This is a genomic window from Skermanella pratensis (assembly GCF_008843145.1).
GTDB classification, from domain to species: Bacteria; Pseudomonadota; Alphaproteobacteria; order Azospirillales; family Azospirillaceae; genus Skermanella; species Skermanella pratensis.
The window spans coordinates 2,089,874-2,108,904 of sequence record NZ_CP030265.1; the positions used below are offsets into that span (position 1 = coordinate 2,089,874).

At 59.9% G+C, this 19,031-nt stretch carries 20 protein-coding genes; 11 read left to right on the forward strand and 9 right to left on the reverse strand.

The genetic code is table 11. The annotated features are described in order from the left end of the window. The first annotated feature begins 111 nt into the window (after positions 1–111). Together DPR14_RS09395 and DPR14_RS09400 are read left to right on the forward strand one after the other, a co-directional pair. Complete coding sequence (locus tag DPR14_RS09395) at positions 112–330, forward strand: hypothetical protein (protein ID WP_192499375.1); 219 nt, start codon at positions 112–114, stop codon at positions 328–330. Between the two features lie 371 nt (positions 331–701). Continuing rightward, a complete protein-coding gene (locus DPR14_RS09400; protein ID WP_158044902.1) occupies positions 702–1,103 on the forward strand; it encodes a hypothetical protein in 402 nt (133 codons plus the stop codon). Between the two features lie 112 nt (positions 1,104–1,215). Here the strand turns inward: DPR14_RS09400 and DPR14_RS09405 are convergent, their stop codons facing one another. Then, positions 1,216–1,410: a hypothetical protein gene (locus DPR14_RS09405; RefSeq protein ID WP_158044903.1), complete on the reverse strand. Its 195-nt coding sequence runs from the start codon at positions 1,408–1,410 to the stop codon at positions 1,216–1,218. Positions 1,411–1,540: 130 nt separating this feature from the next. Next, on the reverse strand, positions 1,541–2,383 hold the full coding sequence (locus DPR14_RS09410; protein ID WP_158044904.1) for a PAS domain-containing protein: 843 nt from the start codon (positions 2,381–2,383) through the stop codon (positions 1,541–1,543). 24 nt (positions 2,384–2,407) lie between these two features. On the opposite strand from DPR14_RS09410, the gene DPR14_RS09415 reads away from it, so the two are divergent. The 5 genes from DPR14_RS09415 (at position 2,408) to DPR14_RS09435 (ending at position 6,134) form a co-directional block, all read left to right on the forward strand. After that, a protein-coding gene (locus DPR14_RS09415; protein WP_158044865.1) for an IS630 family transposase occupies positions 2,408–3,474 on the forward strand; the annotation gives its coding sequence in 2 pieces (ribosomal slippage) (positions 2,408–2,906 and positions 2,906–3,474; 1,068 coding nt in all). Between the two features lie 393 nt (positions 3,475–3,867). After that, positions 3,868–4,371, forward strand: a complete 504-nt coding sequence (locus tag DPR14_RS09420; RefSeq protein ID WP_158044905.1) for a metallophosphoesterase — start codon at positions 3,868–3,870, stop codon at positions 4,369–4,371. Positions 4,372–4,406: 35 nt separating this feature from the next. Next, the gene (locus DPR14_RS09425; protein WP_192499376.1) at positions 4,407–4,715 is read left to right on the forward strand and encodes a hypothetical protein; all 309 of its coding nucleotides are present in this window, start codon (positions 4,407–4,409) and stop codon (positions 4,713–4,715) included. 91 nt (positions 4,716–4,806) lie between these two features. After that, positions 4,807–5,220: a hypothetical protein gene (locus DPR14_RS09430; protein WP_158044907.1), complete on the forward strand. Its 414-nt coding sequence runs from the start codon at positions 4,807–4,809 to the stop codon at positions 5,218–5,220. A gap of 164 nt (positions 5,221–5,384) precedes the next feature. Beyond that, the gene (locus tag DPR14_RS09435) at positions 5,385–6,134 is read left to right on the forward strand and encodes a tellurite resistance TerB family protein (protein ID WP_246149076.1); all 750 of its coding nucleotides are present in this window, start codon (positions 5,385–5,387) and stop codon (positions 6,132–6,134) included. 486 nt (positions 6,135–6,620) lie between these two features. Here the strand turns inward: DPR14_RS09435 and DPR14_RS09440 are convergent, their stop codons facing one another. Then, a complete protein-coding gene (locus DPR14_RS09440; RefSeq protein WP_158044908.1) occupies positions 6,621–7,115 on the reverse strand; it encodes a cache domain-containing protein in 495 nt (164 codons plus the stop codon). Between the two features lie 53 nt (positions 7,116–7,168). After that, positions 7,169–7,507, reverse strand: a complete 339-nt coding sequence (locus DPR14_RS09445; RefSeq protein WP_158044909.1) for a hypothetical protein — start codon at positions 7,505–7,507, stop codon at positions 7,169–7,171. 1,147 nt (positions 7,508–8,654) lie between these two features. Here DPR14_RS09445 and DPR14_RS09450 point away from each other — a divergent pair. Both DPR14_RS09450 and DPR14_RS09455 read left to right on the forward strand, forming a co-directional pair. After that, positions 8,655–9,851 carry a sensor histidine kinase gene (locus DPR14_RS09450; protein ID WP_158044910.1) on the forward strand — a complete coding sequence of 399 codons (1,197 nt, stop codon included), beginning with the start codon at positions 8,655–8,657 and terminating at the stop codon, positions 9,849–9,851. 490 nt (positions 9,852–10,341) lie between these two features. Then, on the forward strand, positions 10,342–11,343 hold the full coding sequence (locus DPR14_RS09455; protein ID WP_246149078.1) for a sensor histidine kinase: 1,002 nt from the start codon (positions 10,342–10,344) through the stop codon (positions 11,341–11,343). Positions 11,344–11,545: 202 nt separating this feature from the next. Here the strand turns inward: DPR14_RS09455 and DPR14_RS09460 are convergent, their stop codons facing one another. The 5 genes from DPR14_RS09460 to DPR14_RS09480 form a co-directional block, all read right to left on the reverse strand. Then, positions 11,546–12,004, reverse strand: a complete 459-nt coding sequence (locus DPR14_RS09460; RefSeq protein WP_158044912.1) for a response regulator — start codon at positions 12,002–12,004, stop codon at positions 11,546–11,548. Positions 12,005–12,278: 274 nt separating this feature from the next. Beyond that, positions 12,279–12,650, reverse strand: a complete 372-nt coding sequence (locus tag DPR14_RS09465) for a response regulator (protein ID WP_158044913.1) — start codon at positions 12,648–12,650, stop codon at positions 12,279–12,281. Then, positions 12,644–14,149: a sensor histidine kinase gene (locus DPR14_RS09470; RefSeq protein WP_192499377.1), complete on the reverse strand. Its 1,506-nt coding sequence runs from the start codon at positions 14,147–14,149 to the stop codon at positions 12,644–12,646. Before DPR14_RS09470 ends, DPR14_RS09465 begins: the two co-directional genes overlap by 7 nt. A gap of 379 nt (positions 14,150–14,528) precedes the next feature. Then, a complete protein-coding gene (locus DPR14_RS09475) occupies positions 14,529–14,903 on the reverse strand; it encodes a response regulator (RefSeq protein ID WP_158044915.1) in 375 nt (124 codons plus the stop codon). Beyond that, a complete protein-coding gene (locus DPR14_RS09480) occupies positions 14,897–16,114 on the reverse strand; it encodes a GAF domain-containing protein (protein ID WP_158044916.1) in 1,218 nt (405 codons plus the stop codon). Before DPR14_RS09480 ends, DPR14_RS09475 begins: the two co-directional genes overlap by 7 nt. A 978-nt stretch (positions 16,115–17,092) precedes the next feature. On the opposite strand from DPR14_RS09480, the gene DPR14_RS27295 reads away from it, so the two are divergent. Both DPR14_RS27295 and DPR14_RS09485 read left to right on the forward strand, forming a co-directional pair. After that, a complete protein-coding gene (locus tag DPR14_RS27295) occupies positions 17,093–17,248 on the forward strand; it encodes a hypothetical protein (protein ID WP_192499378.1) in 156 nt (51 codons plus the stop codon). 279 nt (positions 17,249–17,527) lie between these two features. After that, complete coding sequence (locus DPR14_RS09485; RefSeq protein WP_158044917.1) at positions 17,528–19,003, forward strand: PAS domain-containing sensor histidine kinase; 1,476 nt, start codon at positions 17,528–17,530, stop codon at positions 19,001–19,003. The last annotated feature ends 28 nt before the right edge of the window (positions 19,004–19,031 follow it).

The following is a 19,031-nucleotide window of genomic DNA, read 5'->3' on the forward strand; positions in this document are numbered from 1 at the left end:
GCCAATCCATGGCAGTCTGATGAGGTCGCCCCTATGAGGTGAACCATGAGGTTCTGCCATCTCTGCACTGATATCTGTCAAAAGACAACGAAAGCCGGCATCAGGGATCCCATGGACGCCCAGCAGCGGACCTGCCTTACCATCCGCTCCATCACGGACCTGCTGATGATCCAAGGGTTGATCTGCCTCGACTTCGCGGATATCAGCAGTGTGATGCGGAATGGTGATAGAGCCGTGGTAGGTCTCGGTGAAGCCACCGGTGAAGGAAGGGCCATGAGGGCAGCAGAGGCCGCCATTCTGGACGTGAAGCAGCAGCTTGTTGCCCTATAATCAACCTAGGGTAATGGGCGGCCTTGAGTCTGTCGAGGCGGCAATGACGTGCATCGGTCTTCCGCTCACACAAACCCGGTGGGCATGAGGAAGAGAAGTTCCTGCTGTCGATTTCCCAGTTCGCCATGCAAGGCGACAAGCTGGCCTTGCCTCTGACGGAACAGCAGGTCACCAGCTTCCAGAGATGACAGGACAGGAGCGATGAATTCGTTGAGATGGGGGACGACTGGCCCCTGAATGGGGCTCAATCATCCCGCTGCCGGTGTCGCGAGCCATACATCCGCGTATAGACGGCATCATGCTGCTTCTGACGGAATTCAATGACGGTTCAGGTGTTGTGGATCCCAAGCATGCCATCACCGGAGGCCGACATGAGCGACTGGACCGACCAGATCCTGGACGCGATCCAACGCGTTTCCATCCTGGATTACCGCAAGGACAAAACCACCGGCCAGCCCCGAAATGTCGGTGAACAAACCGCCGCGATGATCTTCAATGCGGTGCGGGCGGCCGAAAGGCGGGCTATCGATCCCGCTGAAGACTGGCAGATCCGCGGCAGCTACCAGCGACCGGTCCCCTATGCCTTGACCATGGGCGAGACGCTCGATGGCCGGCCCTCCGTTCGACTGACCAGCACAGTTGCAGCCAGCGAAGCCATTGCCCTGGACACGCCTGAGCAGATTGACGAACTCATTGCCCGGCTCCGGAGGGCTCGGGCCACTCTGCTGGCCGACCAATTACGTCAGTTTGACGTCAGTATCCAGGGCAAGTAATCATTGAGGGCAGCAGCTTTGCCACCACTGCCCAGATAATGCTTCAATACGGATAGGGACCATGATGACTTCCTACACCACCCTGACTTGCTAATGATAGTATCGAAGACGATCAGGTGCTGTTTTTCGGAGTCTGCGGTTCCCCGTCCGTCCGGGTGATCTTTGGTATCAGCTTCTGGTCTGCTGCCTGGACTTCCGTCGCAAAACTCCTGGCATCGTCGTAGTTGTCCGTCGTATACCAGAGATCCACGGGTTCGCCGCTCGGCAGACAGAACGCGACCTTCCATTGACCGCTCTGCTTGATCATCGGTGGATTCCTTCATCTCTGTTCGGCATCTCTTCCGCAATGTCGCAGTTGGCAAGGGAACCTATCGCCTACTAATAGCGGAAGCGGAGGAGTTGGTGACGAATAGAGCAATGACTGCCCACGCCACACTCTAAGCTTGCTCTATGTTGGTCCTCTCTTGCTTGTCTTCCGGGTCGGTCACTCTCTGTGCAACAGCCAGAACGCCTATTACGTCGCCGCTTTCGGTGAACAGCGGCAACTTGACCTTCTCTACAGCTTGATCTCCAGTCACAAGGTTGATCGTCTGTTCCGCCTGATGGCAGCGATGCTCTGTCATCACAGCGGAGTCCTGCTGGTGGAGAGACGTAGCTTGTTCCGGAGACAGGAAGTCCCAGTCGGTCTTGCCGCGGACCTCCTCTGGAGAGGTTAGGCCATTCGCCTCGGCGAAGGCCCGATTGCATCCAAGAAACCGTCCCTGCTGGTCCTTCCAGTAAATAAACTCGGGCAAGTGGTCGATGATCGCGGCCAGGAGGGCTTCGCTGGCCCGGTGACAAGCCTCGGCCTGCTTCCTGGCCGTTATGTCCCGGCCATGAACCATAATGGCAACCGCCTGATCTGCTTTCCCGACCATCGGTTCGACAGAGATTTCGAACCATCGGTCTCCGACCTGCTGCTCGAAGCGGATGGACCGACGAGAGAGGACGACAGTGTCAACAACACCGGTGTAATCGTAAACCATGCCTAGGGGCACGTGGTCCCACAGGAGATCGCCCGCCCTTGGTGGAGTTTCCAGCATGCTTGCCGCGGGGTGATTGGCCGCCAGGATCACTCCGTCGGGAGAGATTACCAGCAAGGGATCCCGGATCGTCGCCACCAGCAGCCGGTAGTCTAATACCGCATTCAGAAGATTCTGACTCTTGAAGAGGCTGGCTAGGGCTGGTGAAAGGTTGCTACCGGGGCTTGCAGGAGCAGGCAGTTTGTGATTCGGTTTCACTGCGGTGATTTACGGAGGAACAGGATGGTGGCTGTTGCGATCCGGCGAGACATTGCGGCGGGCGACTTGCGACGGCAGGTTCGCCTGGAGCGGGACGGTCGGGTTGCCAGTCGGCTCCTGGCGCTGGCGGCGGTGCTCGATGGCGTCAGCCGTGAGCAGGCCGCTCGCCTCGGCGGAATGGATCGGCAGACCCTGCGGGACTGGGTTCACCGCTTCAACGAAGCGGGTGTGGAAGGCCTACGCGACCGTACCCGACCCGGTCGGCCTTGCCTACTGGCCGAGGAGTTGCTCCCGGAGTTGGCAGCCTTGATCGCCGACGGTCCGCAGATTGAGCGCGATGGTGTGGTGGAGTATCGCCTGTCGCATATCCGCGAGCTGTCCCGGCGTCATTTCGGCGCTGACTACAGTCAGGGCGGCATGCACGCTGTGCTGCGTCGGATGGGCTTTTCCTGGCTGAAGCCCCGGCCGATCCACCCCAGGACCGACCTGGCTGCCCAGGAGGCGTTTAAAAAAACTTTGCCCAGACGGTGGCGAGCATCCAGGATCAGCATCCCAACGCCGAGCGGGTGGAGGTCTGGTTCCAGGACGAGGCCAGGGTTGGCCAAAAAGGCTCGCTGACCCATCTGTGGGCACCAACTGGCACGCGGCCGAGGGCGGTGCGTGACCATCGCTTCAAGTCCGCCTACATCTTCGGCGCGGTGTGCCCGGAGCGGGATACCGGTGTGGCCCTGGTGGTTAGCCGAGCCAGCACCGAGGCGATGAACCTCATGCTCACCGAAATCAGCCAGGCAGTCGGCGACACGGCGCACGCCGCCGTGCTGATCGACGGAGCCGGCTGGCACAGCGCAAACGATCTCATGGTGCCGACCAACATCACCCTCGTCCCGTTGCCGCCCTACAGCCCAGAGCTCAATGCCATCGAGCGTCTGTGGCAGGTCATGCGAGACACCCTGCTCTCACACCGCCTGTTCACCGATCTCAACCACATCATCGAGGTCTGCTGCACAACCTGGAATGCTCTCCTTAACCAGCCAGGACGGATCCGATCCACATGCGGCTATGCCTGGGCGGCTCCGGTCAAAATTTCCTGAACTTGGTATAACTGCCCGGCAGAGAATGCCTCTCCTGGATCAGACGAAGTGGTGCTGTTCATATCAAGAGGATCCATGCAGTTGCTCACGCTGTCCTGCGGAGGGCAGGACAGCACGTGAGGTGTAGCCCAAGAAGCCGATGCGGCGTTGTTGTGCGGTGCAGCATTGGTTATACCGAGGTTACACTTTCGTTGCAAGCCCAACGAGTCTACGCCAAAAAACATAATTCTTTTTGGTGTGGAACTTTCTTGGAAAGGAACTTTATTTCCTTGGTGCTCGTGAAAGCGTGTTGATAAGTTCAGTTTGGAAGGGCCGCGGAAATGCTCCTCTATGCCGTCGGCGGCCTCGGCCTTGGCGGGCTTGTGCGAAACGCAAGAGGTTAGGACACCTGCATTGAAGTTCGCTCTGGTTTCCGACCTCCATGTCGATCACTACCCGGACAGCCAGCAGTTCGACTGGCATGTCGTGCGAAGATGGATCGGGACCGACACTCTGGTGATTACTGGTAATGTTTCGGACTCACCCGACCATACCATGGAGGAGATCCTGCTGGCCCGGCAGGCGTTTCGATGCGTGATCTTTGTCGAGGGGTCGTGCGAACACCCAAACAGCTACTGGACTTCCGCAGCGACAGAGAAGTTCCGGCAGTTCGCCGAGCAGCATGACGGCATCTACTATCTTGGCACTGGTTCCGGCGTGATGATCGAGAGCACGCTGGTTTGCGGCATGACCGGCTGGAGCCACCTCCGTGCCGAAGCGGCGGGGGCGGTGTTTCCGATCAGGAACGGTCCGATATACCGTGCGGCAACCATGATGTTGGCAATTTGGAACTCAGCACTCCCGTTCTGCCTGATGGCCTTTCCGGACATCACGTGGAGCTTTTGGCTCAGCAGGTGAAGGGTGCGGCGGCGGATCCGTCCATACACGAGATCGTGGTTGTCACCTACGCGGCTCCCCACGCGGACGCCATAACTTTCACAGGCGACCACATCTGGGACCTGGAGCCAGAGGTAGCCTGCACGGCCGCCCTGGCCCCGATCTGGTCGGACTGCCTGGATGGCGGCAAGCTGACCACGTGGTGCTTCGGCCGATGCAGCCTTCATCAGGATTTCACCGACCAGGGCGTGCGGTTCATCAGCAATCCCCGCGGCTATCCGGGCCTGAAAAGGAGCGGCCCATACACCGTGCAGGTGATCGATACGTCTACCGTGATGGATGAGGGCTTCGAGGCGTGGGCCTGAGCGAAAACGGCTGGTCGCCGATCCTTTCAGCCAAGGCTCGCTCATCTACTCCGCCAAGCTCTGGCCGACTGATGCCCGGAGTTTCGAACTATTGGAATTCACCGAAAACATGCTCATCCGGGCGAGAGAGTATGAGGACCTGCTCCAGATGTTTGGCCAAGGCTCCATCTGGGATCCCGATGACGAGCGGGAGGTAACTTTTCGCGTCTTCTCGCTGGATCAGGCAACCACCATCGCCGAACTCTACGCCGCAATCCCGCACGCGTTCGAGCGTCGACACGTGGACCTCGACTTGCCGGGGCAGGGCGGTGGGGAAGTCGGACGCCCGGCGGTGCATGGACGGATCCTGACGAATAAAGAGCGGGCGAAAGCGAAGTACCGGCGGGACAAGCTGGCTGCGACAGGTGTAGGCGATGTCCGGGATCTGTCCAGAGCGGACAAGCTGACGGACGAAGAGGTGGCGATGATCGATGAGTCCTACCCGAGGGTCATCGCCACCGAGTGAATGCGGCCCTTCGCATCACCGGCGGCAGCCACACGCGACCGGATGAGCGGGCAAAATTCATGCTGTTCAGGTAGTTGGCGATGACCCTACCCGGAACTACGTGTTCCACCATGGTAACCAGATCAGAGGAAGACATAGGAAACCTGAGCAAAGTCCTCGGCGTCATGCTGGCCAGCGGGCTTGCGGGCCGCAGTGGCCGCGGCCCAGCCTTTGCAGCAGCTACCCCGATGTTCCTGGGAAAAGGCAAGAAGAAGTTCAAGAAGGGCCACTACGATCAGGGCCAACCACCGGTCTCGGCGGGCGGTATGGGCCTGACCGAGAAGGCGGGTCTCGCGGCCTTGGCATATCTCGCCTACAAAGCCTACCAGGACGGCCAGAAAGGCAAATCGATAGCGACGTCTTCCCCAAGCACCCACGCGTCTGGTTCCTCTGCCGGTCCCCTTGGGGGCGTCCTGGACAAGCTGGGACTCGGTGGGATAATCGGCGGAGTAAGCTCGGGAAAAGGGCTCGGTGGTGGTCTCGGGAACCGCTTGGCAGGCGTCTTAAAGGGCCGACCGCCCGAACCCGACCTCGGGGACGCCAAAGCCCTGCTCTTGATCCGGGCGATGATCACGGCGGCTAATGCGGACGGCCAGATCACGCCCGATGAGCAGCAACGCATCTTATCAAGCCTTGATGCTGCCGGAGCCGGGCCGGATGACCGGCGGATCGTCGAGCAGGAACTCCGGTCACCCAAACCGCTCGACGAGATCCTGCGGCAGGTCAACGATCCCGAGACCGCCGAACAGGTCTATCTGGCCTCGGAACTGGCTGTGCAGGGCGGAACGGAGACGGACCGTCAGTACTTGTCCTATCTCGTCAGTCGCCTGAAACTCTCGCCTGAGCAGCGGCGGCAACTCGACTCTGTTGTGTAAGATTCGGGGGGAATTCACTGCCGCTTGTCCCGCCAGGGTGCAAACGGGTCTTGGCTCACCGTGAGAGTGTCACCACAATGTCCCGTGTATGATATTCCGACGGGGCATGACTGCCTCACACCCGTTTGAGGAACGGCAGGGTCTGACGGTCTTGATGGGAAGCTGAAGCCAGGGGCGGCAGGACTTCAATGGACGGGCGGAAGTCCGGCGTGCATAACTGGAGGATTGCCAACCAGTTGCCGATGCACTCCTGTTGGTGCCGATGTGCATCCCGAGCCCAGTCATGACCCAAGTTCATGGCATATCTGTTGGCAGAATACAGCCATAGATCGAGGAACGGAGGCATTGCAGCAGGGGAGTCGGACATCGGATCACCAGTTTGAGGCTGTTGGAACTTGAAGTGCCGCAGATGCCCAAACAGTCCGATCTATCACTTGTTGCTAATGCCTCGACTTCGTCGGACATAGGCCAGGCGGCTGATTTCTGTCATTGTCCACTTGCCGTCTCAAGATCCGTGGTCGTGAACTTGTTGTCGTAGATACCGGCTCCCACCGTGAATGGCGTGTCCGGGACGGGCTCGATGTAGGTCAGCTTGCGGGCCGGCTGCTTCTGGCCTGCCCTGGGCCAATGGTACTCGACCCAATAACCCTCGGTTGTGCCGCTCGGGCAGAACAACGGGCCGATCACCTTGCCGGTGGGATCCTTGAGGTCGGACAGTGGCATGCCAACGAAGCCGAACAGCGGGTTTGCCGCCACCTTCTTGCGTTCGCAGTCGATCACGAAGACATAAGTATCGGCCCATACGTAATCGGATCGCCGTTCCTTGAAGGTCGCGAGGCCGGCCTCTCCCTTCTGGCTCAGGTAACCGACAGCTTGCCGGACCTTCTGCACCACCTGCTGCGGCGTCGCCTTCTCCTGGCCCGAGACGGTACCGCTGGCAAGGATCAAGGCCATAGCAACAACGAACATCCCGCTCCGCATGACGGCCTCCTGGTTGCCTCGTATCACACTCGGCACAACTGGACTGTCGGCTGTCACACCGCCGGAGGCGTGAAGATCATCAGCCCGTTACTGGTCTGGGCAAGCCGCTTGATCCGCTCGGCGACGGCCCTGATCCAGAATGGATCACGGCTCTGATGAGCGGTTTCCCAGGCATCGATCATGTCGGCGATGCGGCTCGCCCAGTACGCCTCGTCTCCGGTCAGAGTTACCAGGACGGCTCTGGCATGGCTCCACGGCGGCTTGATGTCGCAACTGCGAAGCTGGATCGGACATTCTCCCACGATGTAGATAATTTCCAGACTCGTGGGACGGAGAGATGATGCTTCGTCAACGGGTGGAAATCCCACCATAGGCAAGGATAGATGCGTCATTGGATTTTCCATGTCACAAACCAGGGGTGGCTATGTCGCAGAAGGATCAAGGTGATCTTCGGTAGACTGCCGTAGAGTACTGACTCGGGGGTCGAGTTTTAAATGGCTATCTATCCTATAACCAAGCAGTATTTGCGATCCAGTTGGCACGGCAAGAAAAGTTCAGTCAGGACTAAGCAGCATTCTTCGCCGACGGAACAAGCGTGTCACCAACAGCCGAAGTCACCCGGCGTTTTCCAGACGGCGTGGTACCGCTTCGAACCTATGGACTCAGGAACACTGCGGCATTGTACGCTGTCGCAACCGGTCCCTCAGGTAGTTCATCTCTCTTGTCGTGCTGATCGATCTCATCCCCCTGATCGTCATCGTCGGCCCACTCTACCGGGGTCGCCACTGGGCGAGCCGGTAGGCTGCCGGTAGCCTCCAGGCGGGATCTCCAGGCCGGGTTTAGAGGAAGGGGCCGCCGAACAGTGCCTACATCAGCGTAATGGAACGGCAGAGGTTCAGCCTCCATGCCGCCGGCCGAAGGAGGGCTGCCAAGCAGTGAGAGCCCGCCCAATGCCGTAGCCCCGGTCATCACGGCCACGATCCACGCTGCCAGAACTTCACTCGGGATCATCTTGCTGCCTCCTTGTGCAGCGTTCCCGTCACGTCACCAGGACGCGTCTGCTTCCATCTGTTTCAGACGAAACGATAGATGCTTTGGCAACTGGCGGTGGAAGGATCATCGCACCAACGGAGGGCGTGTGCAAGTTTGTGCTTGGGTTTGTGCCTCTCTCAGGAGAGTATATCCCCATTGACCTTAGAGACACCAAACACTCCGGTTTGGCGTGCCCGTTGTCTGGTGCGGTTCTGGACAACAGGATGATCGTTGAGGTGGTCAGAACCTACTGCCCGTTACGCCGAACCGACCGCAGAAGGGCGGTGAGGATCCCCGCCAGGATGCCGCTTCCGCCAGGGTCGTTCAATCCACAGGTGGTCGCCCTCGCGGGGCAGAATCAGGTGATCCGCAGGTGTTCCGGCCGGCCCAGCAACTTCGACCGTGATCGTCTGGCCGTGGGTCAGCGTATTGAGCAGACGCACGGGGTGGCTGCGGTCTCAGTGGCGGCGACTTCGAGACTTACGTCCTAAACGAAAGGTTTGCCAGATGTTTCGCTCACCGGATCCTTCGGAAGACCGCCTGCGTGCATGGTCCGAGCAGCAGGCCGCACTCGCCGAGTTTGGACTGGTCGCTCTCCGGGGCGAGGATCTCGATGCCATCCTTCAGCGGGCCTGCGAATTGATTGCCCGCGGCTTCAGGGCTCCCATCGCCAAGGTGCTCGAGGCTCTACCGGGAAATGACGAGTTGCTGCTGCGAGCCGCCGTCGGCGTGCCGCCCGAGGTTGCGACCACAGGCAAGACCATCGTCCCTGGAGGTCACGGCTCCGCTGCCGGCTATACCATGCTGGCTGACGAGCCTGTGATCTCACACGTCCCGACAGAGACGCGGTTCGAGCCGTCGGAGGTGGTGCGGCAAACGAGCGTGGTCGTCTCGCTGAACGTCCTGATCCTCTGCAAAGACCGGGCGTATGGAACCTTGGAGGTGGACTGCCAGGATGAGCGGGAGTTCACCCCAACCGGGATCAACTTTCTCCAGACCTACGCCAACCTGCTGGGTGCGGCCATAGACCGGCACAGGGCTTACTACCAGCTTGCCGCGGCGGCGGCGGAGCGGGCCGTTCTTCTTCGTGAACTACAGCACCGGGCTCAGAACGACATGGCCGTCGTGACGTCCTTCCTGAGGATGGAAGCCCGCAGGGCGAAACGCAGCGAGACCAGACAGCGGCTGGAAAGCGTCGGACAACGTGTAGAGTCCCTCGCCCTTATCTATGGCCGCCTTTACCAGAGCGGGGCCACGCACGCGGTGGACCTCGCCGGCTACCTCGCTGAACTCGTCAAGCAGCGGTTCCTCATGCACGGCCACGAGCCCGATGACGATAGCCCCATCAGATTGCATCTCCATCTGGTCCCCGTGGAGGTCAGTCATGACCGGGCCGTCGCGGTGGGTCTCATTGTCAACGAATTGGTGACGAACAGCCTCAAGTACGCTTTCCCGCTTCGACGCGGAACGGTCACAGTGTCGCTGGAGAGAACCGAGCCGGGCAAAGCTTGTCTCATCGTGGCAGACGACGGCATTGGCATGCCGGCCGAACAGTTTCGGGGACATGGGACCGGGCTGGAGTTGATCCCCCTGCTGACCAAGATGGCCGGTGGGGAGTTCCGGAGGGAGGAGCGGGACACGGGTACTGCGGGAATTTTGACCCTGACTGTTCCAGATTGTCTCATAGGATCCGGCGACCCATGAGGATGAGGTTAGGGCGGTGCTGCTGAAGGTCGGGGGAGCATGTGCCCCGATCCCGGAACCAGCCGGAGGTTACTGCCGGGGATCTGTTCTTGGAGCCACCGGACCACCCGACCGCGAGCCGGGCGAAAGTCTTACGCAGCAGATCAGCCTGCCGGGCCGCCGTCTACATCAACCTCTGAGGCCCGCCGTTGTCCCAGTTCTGGAGGGGCACAGCGATGACGTAGCGGGTCGTGGCATCGTCGAAAGGTGCGACTTTTAAGCACTGGCAGTCGTGCCGGGATGGGGCCAGACTTGGACCACATCACAGAGGCCCAGGTGATCCATCCGAAGGACCTTATAGGCAATGCCATCGACATCAGACCCAGAACGCCTGGAGGAGGCTCTACGTCGCAGCGTTCAGCGACAGCGAGCGACTGCCCGGTTCGGAACCCGTGCCCTCGCGGCACGTGACCTGAACACCCTGCTCGAGCACGCGGTCGAGGAAGCGGCTATGGCTCTGGAGGTCGAGTACGTCAAGATCCTGGAATACCGTCCTGCTACTGACGACCTCCTGGTACGGGCGGGGGTTGGATGGAAACAGGGCACGGTCGGCCATGAGACGTTTCCGGCTCACTTGAGGTCTCCACCCGGTCGAGCCTATCTGACCAGGGAGCCAATCCGCATTCATGATATCCGACTGACCGGGGAATTTGACTATTCAGACCTTCTTCGAGACCATGGCGTGACTTCCCTGGTCAATGTTCCGATTGCCTGGGAGGGTTGTACCTACGGGGTGCTGGAGATCGACAGCCGGAGTTACACCGACTTCCAGGATGATACCATCCACTTTCTCCACGGCTTCGCCCAGCTACTGGCCGTGGCGATTCAGCGGAAGCAGCAGGAGCAGGAGCAGGAGCAGGAGCGGGAAGTCCTGTTCCGCGAGCTTCAGCACCGGATCAAGAATAGCCTCCAGATGGTGAGTGCTCTATTGCGACTAGAACAGCGAAAGGGCGATCCAAGCGGCTTCGATCGGGCCAATGAGGCGGTCCAGGCGATTTCCCTGGCTTACGATCAACTTCAGGGAAGTTGGGAAATCAGGCAGGTCAGTTTGGAGGAATATCTCGGTAAGCTGTGCAGCCGGATCATATCAAGCCTGATCGGGTCGCGGCCGGTTCAGGTGGAGAGTAAAATCGATCCGGTACGGGTTGATTTCGACAAGGCAGTGGTCCTCGGCCTCATTGCCAACGAGTTGGTGACCAACTCGGTTAGACAAGCTTTCGGAGAGCAGGAGGCCGGCGTCATCAGGGTTACCCTCCAAGTCAAGGGCGGTGAAGGATTTCTAGCCGTCGAGGATGACGGTCAAAGGGCTTCAGCAGGAGATCGGACGAAGCCGGGAGTGGTATCCCGCTTGTTACCGGCCATGGCTCGCCAGCTTGAAGGTGTCCTGAAATTCGACACAGAGCACCGGCCCGGAACGCGACACATTCTGCGGTTCCCGCTCTCCAGGCAATAGCCCCGAGTGGCTTGGCTTCATCACCGACGATTATCAATCAGGCCAGACAATCCCGTAGAGCTTGCCGTTGCCGATGTACAAGCAGCATGGGGAACCCGTCAGGCTGAACACCTGAGCAATTCCACCCGCAACCAGCTTTGGCGTTGACCGCCTGACCAGCACCACAGGAGGTAGGGCTGATCAGGTCTCCTGAATGACATTGTCAAGCCACTGGTTCTACGGGGGCAGTATCACGTTGATAAAGCTCGAGGTTCCGTGGCAGCGGCATGGTCGGCTCGAGCCCGTTCATCACCTGCTCGACGACTAGGATAGCTCGCACAATGCTCCGATGGTTGTATGGCTTTCTCAGGCAGCCAAGAGCAGCACGGCATGTACCTGCCGAATGCTCCGCATAGCTCGTGGCGAACAGTGAGGGAATGCCCCAGCGGGTATAAATTGCTTCGGCCGCCTCCACTCCGTTGCCCTTGGCGAGACGGATGTCCGTCAGCACCAGATCGGGGCGATAGCGGTCAGCCAGAGTGACCGCTTCCGCGTCGGTCATTGCGAGACCAACCACAGTGTGCCCGGCTCTCTCGAGATCAGCCTGGGTGCTCAGGGCAATAATAGGCTCATCTTCGACTATGAGAATACGCATGACATAGGGACCAATCCGGCTTGCCAACACGGTTCTGCGAGATGTAACAATTGCGGTCAGAACAGGACAGGATCGAACCGGTTCCCATATCTTCGGGCCTTTTTTGGCAATGCACAAACGGACGATCCATCATATGTCATTGGGACAGTTCCATCGCTGGATGAAGAGAGAAGGAGTTGCTGGATGCTGTCCTTGTCTGCCGTTATGCGGTTGCTCACGAGATCATGTTCAACATGATAGCCGAGGCCACAGGAGGTCTGCCGCGGCGTCCCGCGTGCCCTGATCAGGTTCAGGAGCGGCTCTACCCCGGCAGGGCTTCGAGTGCTCCAATCAGGTGCTGGGGCAGGATCGGCTTCACCAGCACCCCATCCGGGGCCGCTGCCTCGATCCGCAGCCGTGTCGCGGCCTCGTTTGATCCGGTCAAAAAGATGATTTGGCAGGAGTACTTCTGGCGAATGCTCTGGGCCGCCTCCACGCCATCCAGATCGCCCTTCAGGCGGACATCCATCAGGATGAGCTTGGGGCGGTACCGAACAGCCATGTCAATGGCCGCCATCCCGGTCTTGGCGGTATGGAGGTGTCGGTAACCCTGGTCTTCCAAGGTCATTTGCAGTCCGAGGCGAACGAGATTGTCGTCATCCACGATCAGAATGGGGTCATCGCGTGTCAGCATGGCAAGCCCGGAGGGCACGGAAACGTCACGGTGACTTGGGTCCCGTGATCTTGATGAATCGCGATCTGGCCATCCAGTTGATCGACCAGTTCGGCAATGATCTGCCGGCCGATGGTGACCGGCCCGCGAGTTGCCGGCATGCCGACGCCGTTGTCGGCGACGACGAGGCGAGCTTCGCCGTCGCCCACAAGCGTCAGCCTGACCTCGACGATCCCGGCCCGGCCGGATGGAAACGCATGCTTATAGGCATTTGAGACCAGTTCGGTGACCAGCAGTCCCAGTGAGATGGCAAAGTCGATCCCAATGGATACTCCGTCGGGCTTGATGGTGACCTTCAGGATCACGTAGTGGTGCTCGACGCCGTAAGAGGCTGCCAGGGTCTGGCACAGGTCGCGGAGGAAATCCTCCAGGTTGATCGTCTCCAGATCCTGTGATTCCATAAGCTTCTGGTGGATCAAACCGAGGGCATGGACCCGGTGCCGCAGGTCGCTCAGGTCCCCGGCGATGGCCGGGGTCTGGCGGATTTGGAGGGCGAGCAGGGTGTCCACTACCTGGAGGTTGTTCTTGACTCGATGGTAGACCTCTCGCAGCAGCAGGTCCTTGGCGGACACTGCTTTGCGAAGTTGTTGGTTCAAGCCCTCCAGGTCACGGGTTCGTTCAATGACCCGCTGTTCCAGCGTCCGGTTGGTTTCTCCAAGATCCCGCAGAGACTCCCGCAGGCGGCTCTGGAGCCGATCGATCTCCGTGAGGAACATAACGAGCAGGCAGCCGGACGAGACCACACCGTTGAGACGACTTAGGTACCAGCCAAGGCTGAACCGGTACATTCCGAGTAGGGCCGGGACGACCTCGAAGAACGCTGCGACCAACGAGGCGGCCAGCCATAGGTAAAGGACGTGCCGGCCCCGCGACACTACCCAGACTGAGACAAGAGCTACCAGGATCAGGCTTGCGGCTGACCAGCCCAAGACGCCAACTGGCCATAGCCACTGCCGTCCGTCCGCGGCGATGACTGCGGGCAAAGCCTCGATGGTGACCGTGGCGAGCAGCACAAGACCCGTCGCGATCACCACCGCTCCAGCCAGACCCGCGGCTATAACCGGCCCAACGGGACGCACTTCGTGCCGCCCAGTGGGAAAGGTAAACTCGGCAGCCATTGCAACCAGGATCAGCAGGGGATAGACCAAGTGCCGGAACAGCCAGATCCAGCCGCTGGTCTGAGTTGTGCCGACCACCAGGGTGCCAGGAACCAGTCCGCCGGGGAATGACAGCAGATACACGGCTGCCAAGATACCTGTGACAATGAAGGTCATGGTCAAGATAAGGAGGGACCAGGAGCGGATGTGGACGAAGCCCCGGAAGAACAGGAATGCGATGGTGAGATCGGTGACAGTGCTGACGGTGGAATAAACGCCGTTGATCTGGGGCAGTTCAGGTAAGGGGCGGCTCGCTGACGGCAGGACAGAGAGTGAGAGGACCGAAATCGCCGCTGCCAGCATGACGACCTCACGTCGCTGTTGGACGCCTGGGTCACTCATCATGGGGGACAGCGTTCTTGGTTCCATAACAGTCATGACCGGAGGTCTTCCGTTAGAGGCATACAGAAGTGGTGGCGAATAGCACTGTGCCACGCCTATAACAGCAGAAGCAGCCGCTCGTATCCGATGGGCATGTTCAAGACGGGCAGGAACTTGGGGCGTGATCTGGCACCCACATCTCCGGGGGCCGTTAATCCATCTTCGAGCACTCTATTCGGGCACTCTAAAGGTGGCCGTCAACAACACACCGTCGTCTTCATTCCGGTCCATAACCCGCGATATCAGTGGGGTTCAGGATCCTGAATGGTGGCCGGTATTCGAACCGCCGCAAAGTCGCTGCTCAGGAATTCGGCAGGGCTTCGAGTGCTCCAATCAGGTGCTGGGGCAGGATCGGCTTGACCAGCACACCGGCGGCATTCGCGGCATTGATCCGAAGCTGGGTCGCGATTTCGTTCGATCCGGTCAGGAAGATCACCTTGCAGGGATGCTCCCGGCAAATCCGCTGGGCCGCCTCTATACCATCGATGCCGCTCCCAAGCCGGACATCCATCAGGATGACCGCCGGGTGGTATCGCAATGCCATCCTTACTGCTGCCGATCCCGACTTGGCAACCTGGAGGTTCCGGAATCCTGCGTCCTCCAAAGTCATCCGGATCCCGAGCCGCACCAGATTGTCGTCATCAACGATCAGGATCGGAGCATCACCGGTCAACATGGCAGTTCCAGAGGGCTCGGGAACGTCACGATAATCCGAGTGCCATGGTTCTCGTCCATGGTCACGTCGCCGTCCAACTGATCCACCAGTTCGGCGATGATCTGCTGTCCTGTAGCAGAGGGTGAGTGGGTTTCCAGCACGGCGGCACCGTTGTCGGCGATGATCAGACGAGCCACTCCTCCGTCCATGACAGCCAGAGAAACATCGATGACACCGTGCTGACCGGGCGGGAAGGCATGCCTGCACGCATTGGACACCAGTTCTGTGACCAGCAATCCCAAGGAAATCGCAAGGTCGATCTTGATGGCGGCGTCCTGGGGCTCGACCGTGACATCCAATGTCACTTCGTCTTTTGGGGTGATGTGATAGGAGACAACAGCCTGAGCCAAGTCGCGGAGGAACTCCCTCAGGTTGATCGTTTCCAGATGCCCTGACTGCATCAGCTTCTGGTGAACCAGACCGAGGCAGTACACCCGATACCGGAGATCCCGCAGGATCTCGGCATCTACCGGAGTGTGACGGATCTGAAGGGCAAGCAGCGTGTCCACGACCTGGAGATTGTTTTTGACCCGGTGGTAGACCTCCCGCAGCAAGGTTTCCGTCTCAGCCAGGGACCGCTGTAGCTGCCGCTCGGTCTCCTGGTGCTCGCGAACCTTTTGACGCAAGGCCAGGGTGGCTGAGCGGGCATCGATTTCGGTCATCACGAGACCGGCGAAGTCTCGCAGGAGCCGCCGCTGCTCGCCGCTGAACTCCGGGTGCGGCGAACAGTCGATCACGCACAGGGTGCCCAGCACATGCCCCTCCGGCGTGACCAGCGGAGCCCCGGCGTAGAACCGGATGTTCGGGTCCCCGGTCACCAGGGGATTGGCGGTGAAGCGGTCATCCGCAGTGGCGTCCGGAACAACCATGGTTTCGGTGTCGAGGATCGTGTAGGAGCAGAAGGCCACCTCCCGCCGGGTCCAGGGAGCGTCGAGACCGTGTCGGGACTTGAACCACTGCCGAGTTTCATCGATCAGCGTGATCAGTGAAATCGGCGTGCCGAGCACGCTCGCCGCCAGTCGCGTGATATGGTCGAAGGCTTGCTCCGGCGGCGTGTCGAGCAGGTCATACCGGTTCAACGCGATGAGCCGCTGCGGCTCATCGAGCGGCACCGGAGGTCTGATGAAGCCTTCTGGCAAACTGCCCAGGAATTCAGATTGTCGATCTCCCATGTCTCTGCTGCTTTCAGTGGCACCTGCCTGTATGGAGTGAGGTATCGATCTCCGGACATGGCCCGGTAGTTGTTGTCCGACGGGCAGGTATTTTTAGGACCCGCGGCATGGATTGCCGGAACGCCGCCTTCGGCCGCCTGGATGGCGACTTTAGAGGTTTTAACAATGCCCAAGGATCTACCCGTAGCACAAGACTAGGGGCGGGTTACAGTGATCTCGACCGCTGTATCTCAACAGCACAGGCTAGCTGGATAGGGGTTTCCGCAACGTCCTACTCCCTCTGCCGAAAGATTCCCGGAGTAGGCAGGTTTATGCCTGGAAGGCGGAGAACCACTGGTTTACAACGCTCTCGGCAAAAGAAAGTTTCAATGAAAAATTGCCAAGTATCCTGAGGGGGAAACGATGTTGCTGCCCTGCCGAGTCACCCTACCGACCGCCGCCCCGCCTTGTCTGGCATCGCTCCGCCGTGAGCGGCCAGTCCGGGATATTCTGGAGGTCGCTTTCTCCACCACGGGCGATCTGATCAGGGTCCACAGCTACCACACCGCCTGCTTCGCTACGTGGGATACGGCTTTGACCTACGGCCGTTTGCAATCCGAGCGAGGCGATGGGACTGTCGTCGCGATCCGACCGGACGAGCGGACATGGCTGCACGGCATCCGCACTCTTGCTTCGGAGTGGCTGGCTGCGGCCGAGGCCGCCGAACGCTCGTGGATGGCTCGGGTGGCCACTCGCATCCAACGGTACGATGACCGGAGCAACGGGCTGATCGACCTTGTGGTCGTCCGGCCGCCGGGCTGGAGATGATTGAGCCCGGGTGACTTGAGCAGACAATACCGTTCCCCGTATTATTTCGCGAAGCACATGTGTCCATCTGGGCTATGCCGGAGTGGCCGCCCAGGTATCACGTGTTGGTCATGATCCACTGATAAGGAACATGCTTCCGGAGATCAGCAGATCAATCTTGGAGGTTTATCGATGGACAAGAGAAGACCTGAACCCTCGCTTGATGACCTTCTCGACGACCCGATCCTGCACGCCGTGCTGGCCCGCGATGGCTTGACGGTTGAAGAGGTTCGGCGTTTCCTCAACGAGATGAAGCAGCGGTTGCGGCCAGTCCGTAAGGCCGCCTGACTACCTGTGCCGCTCCAGGGATCGCCGTCAGCCTGATTTCGTCAGAGTGTCAGGCTGAACGCCAGCGATTTGACCGGAAGGTGCCTCGGTCATGCTCATGCTCTGGATATTTCACCATGCAGAATACGTCATATTATTGGTAATTGAACTTCTCATCCTGGGCAATTATCATCCGTTTCGGTGGAGCTAATAAGTTGCTGACTGGAGAACTCTTGGTTGCACCATCGCTGGTGCGGAGAACATGCATATATTCCACTTGGATTTTGTATAAAGAAGGCGATGATGGCAATACAGAAAGAGCGGCACCTTCTGTCGGCCATCTTGAGCACGGTCGAGTATCCTCTGATCCTGGTTGACCGCGAGGGCAGAATTGAAGCGGTCAGTCATGTGGCCGCTGACCTCGTCACCGTCCCGCCTGGAGCAATCCACGGCAGACGCATTGGCGAGGTCGCTGGATCGAACGGTTCTCTGCTGCATGACGCCGTGGTGAGCGTTATCACCTGTGGCCGGTCACTCACGACTGAACTTCAGGGCCAGGGACGCTGGTTCAACGTCGTGGTCGTGCCACTGACCACAGAGGCGGGGGCGGTATCCGGAGCCGTGATCCACGCCAACGAGAGGATTACGCGGCCTCGGGAAGAGAATGCCGTTGCAGAGGGTAGTGATCCTCTCTGGCTGGTCCTCGATCAGATCCCTCACGCTGTCTACTGGAAGGACCGGCAGTCCCGGTACCTCGGCGGGAACCGGATTTTCGCCAAGGTCGTCGGGCTTGCCTCATCGCGTGCCGTTCCCGGCATTACCGACTATGACATCATGGATCCATCCGATGCCGAGGCTGTTCGCCGCGAGGATGAGCAGGTGCTGCGGACCGGTGAGACCCTGGTGACCGTCGAGCAGTCTCTCAGGCTGAACGTGGGCGGAACAGTGATAGAAAAGCTCAAGATGCCCCTGCAGTCGGAAAGGGGTGAGATCATCGGTATTCTCTGTGTCGCACGCGACATTACCGACCAAAGGCGGGCCGAGGACAAGCTGCTCACGGACAAGCTGACCGCCGAGCAGGCGAGCCGTGCGAAGACGAGCTTCCTGGCCGCAGCGAGCCACGACCTCCGTCAGCCCATTCAGGCCGTCGCCCTGTTCGCCAAGTTGCTGGACCGCCGGGTGACGGAACCCTCCGCATCGAACCTCGTCGGGCTGATCCAGCAATCGGTCAGGTCGCTGTCGGACCTGCTGGATGCGATCATCCACATGTCGAAGCTAGAAGCCGGGGCGGTTGAGCCGAACATCGGGCCGGTGGTGCTGGGCGACCTGCTCGACAGGCTGGCCGGAGAGTTCACTGCCCAGGCAGCCGAGAAAGGCCTGGACCTGATCGTGGTGAACACGGGCCTGGAAGTGCGGAGCGATCCGCTGCTCCTGGAGCGGATCCTGCGGAACCTGATCTCCAATGCGGTCAGGTATACGGAGCAGGGCCGCGTGCTGATTGGATGCCGGCGACGCGGAGCGATGGTGAGCATCGAGGTGCGGGACACCGGCATCGGCATACCACCCGATCAGTTCGGCAATATCTTCCGCGAGTTCCACCAATGTGGTGACAAGACCCGCAATGCCAGCGAGGGCTTTGGTATCGGCTTGGCTGTCGTCAACCGCCTGACGGCTCTACTCGGGCATCGGATGGAGGTCTCATCCAGTCCGGGCAAGGGGTCGGTGTTTCGGATCGAGGTTGCGTCGGCAAGGCGGCCGGCCAAATCGGGACCATAACCTTGCAGCAGGGAAAACCCACGCACTG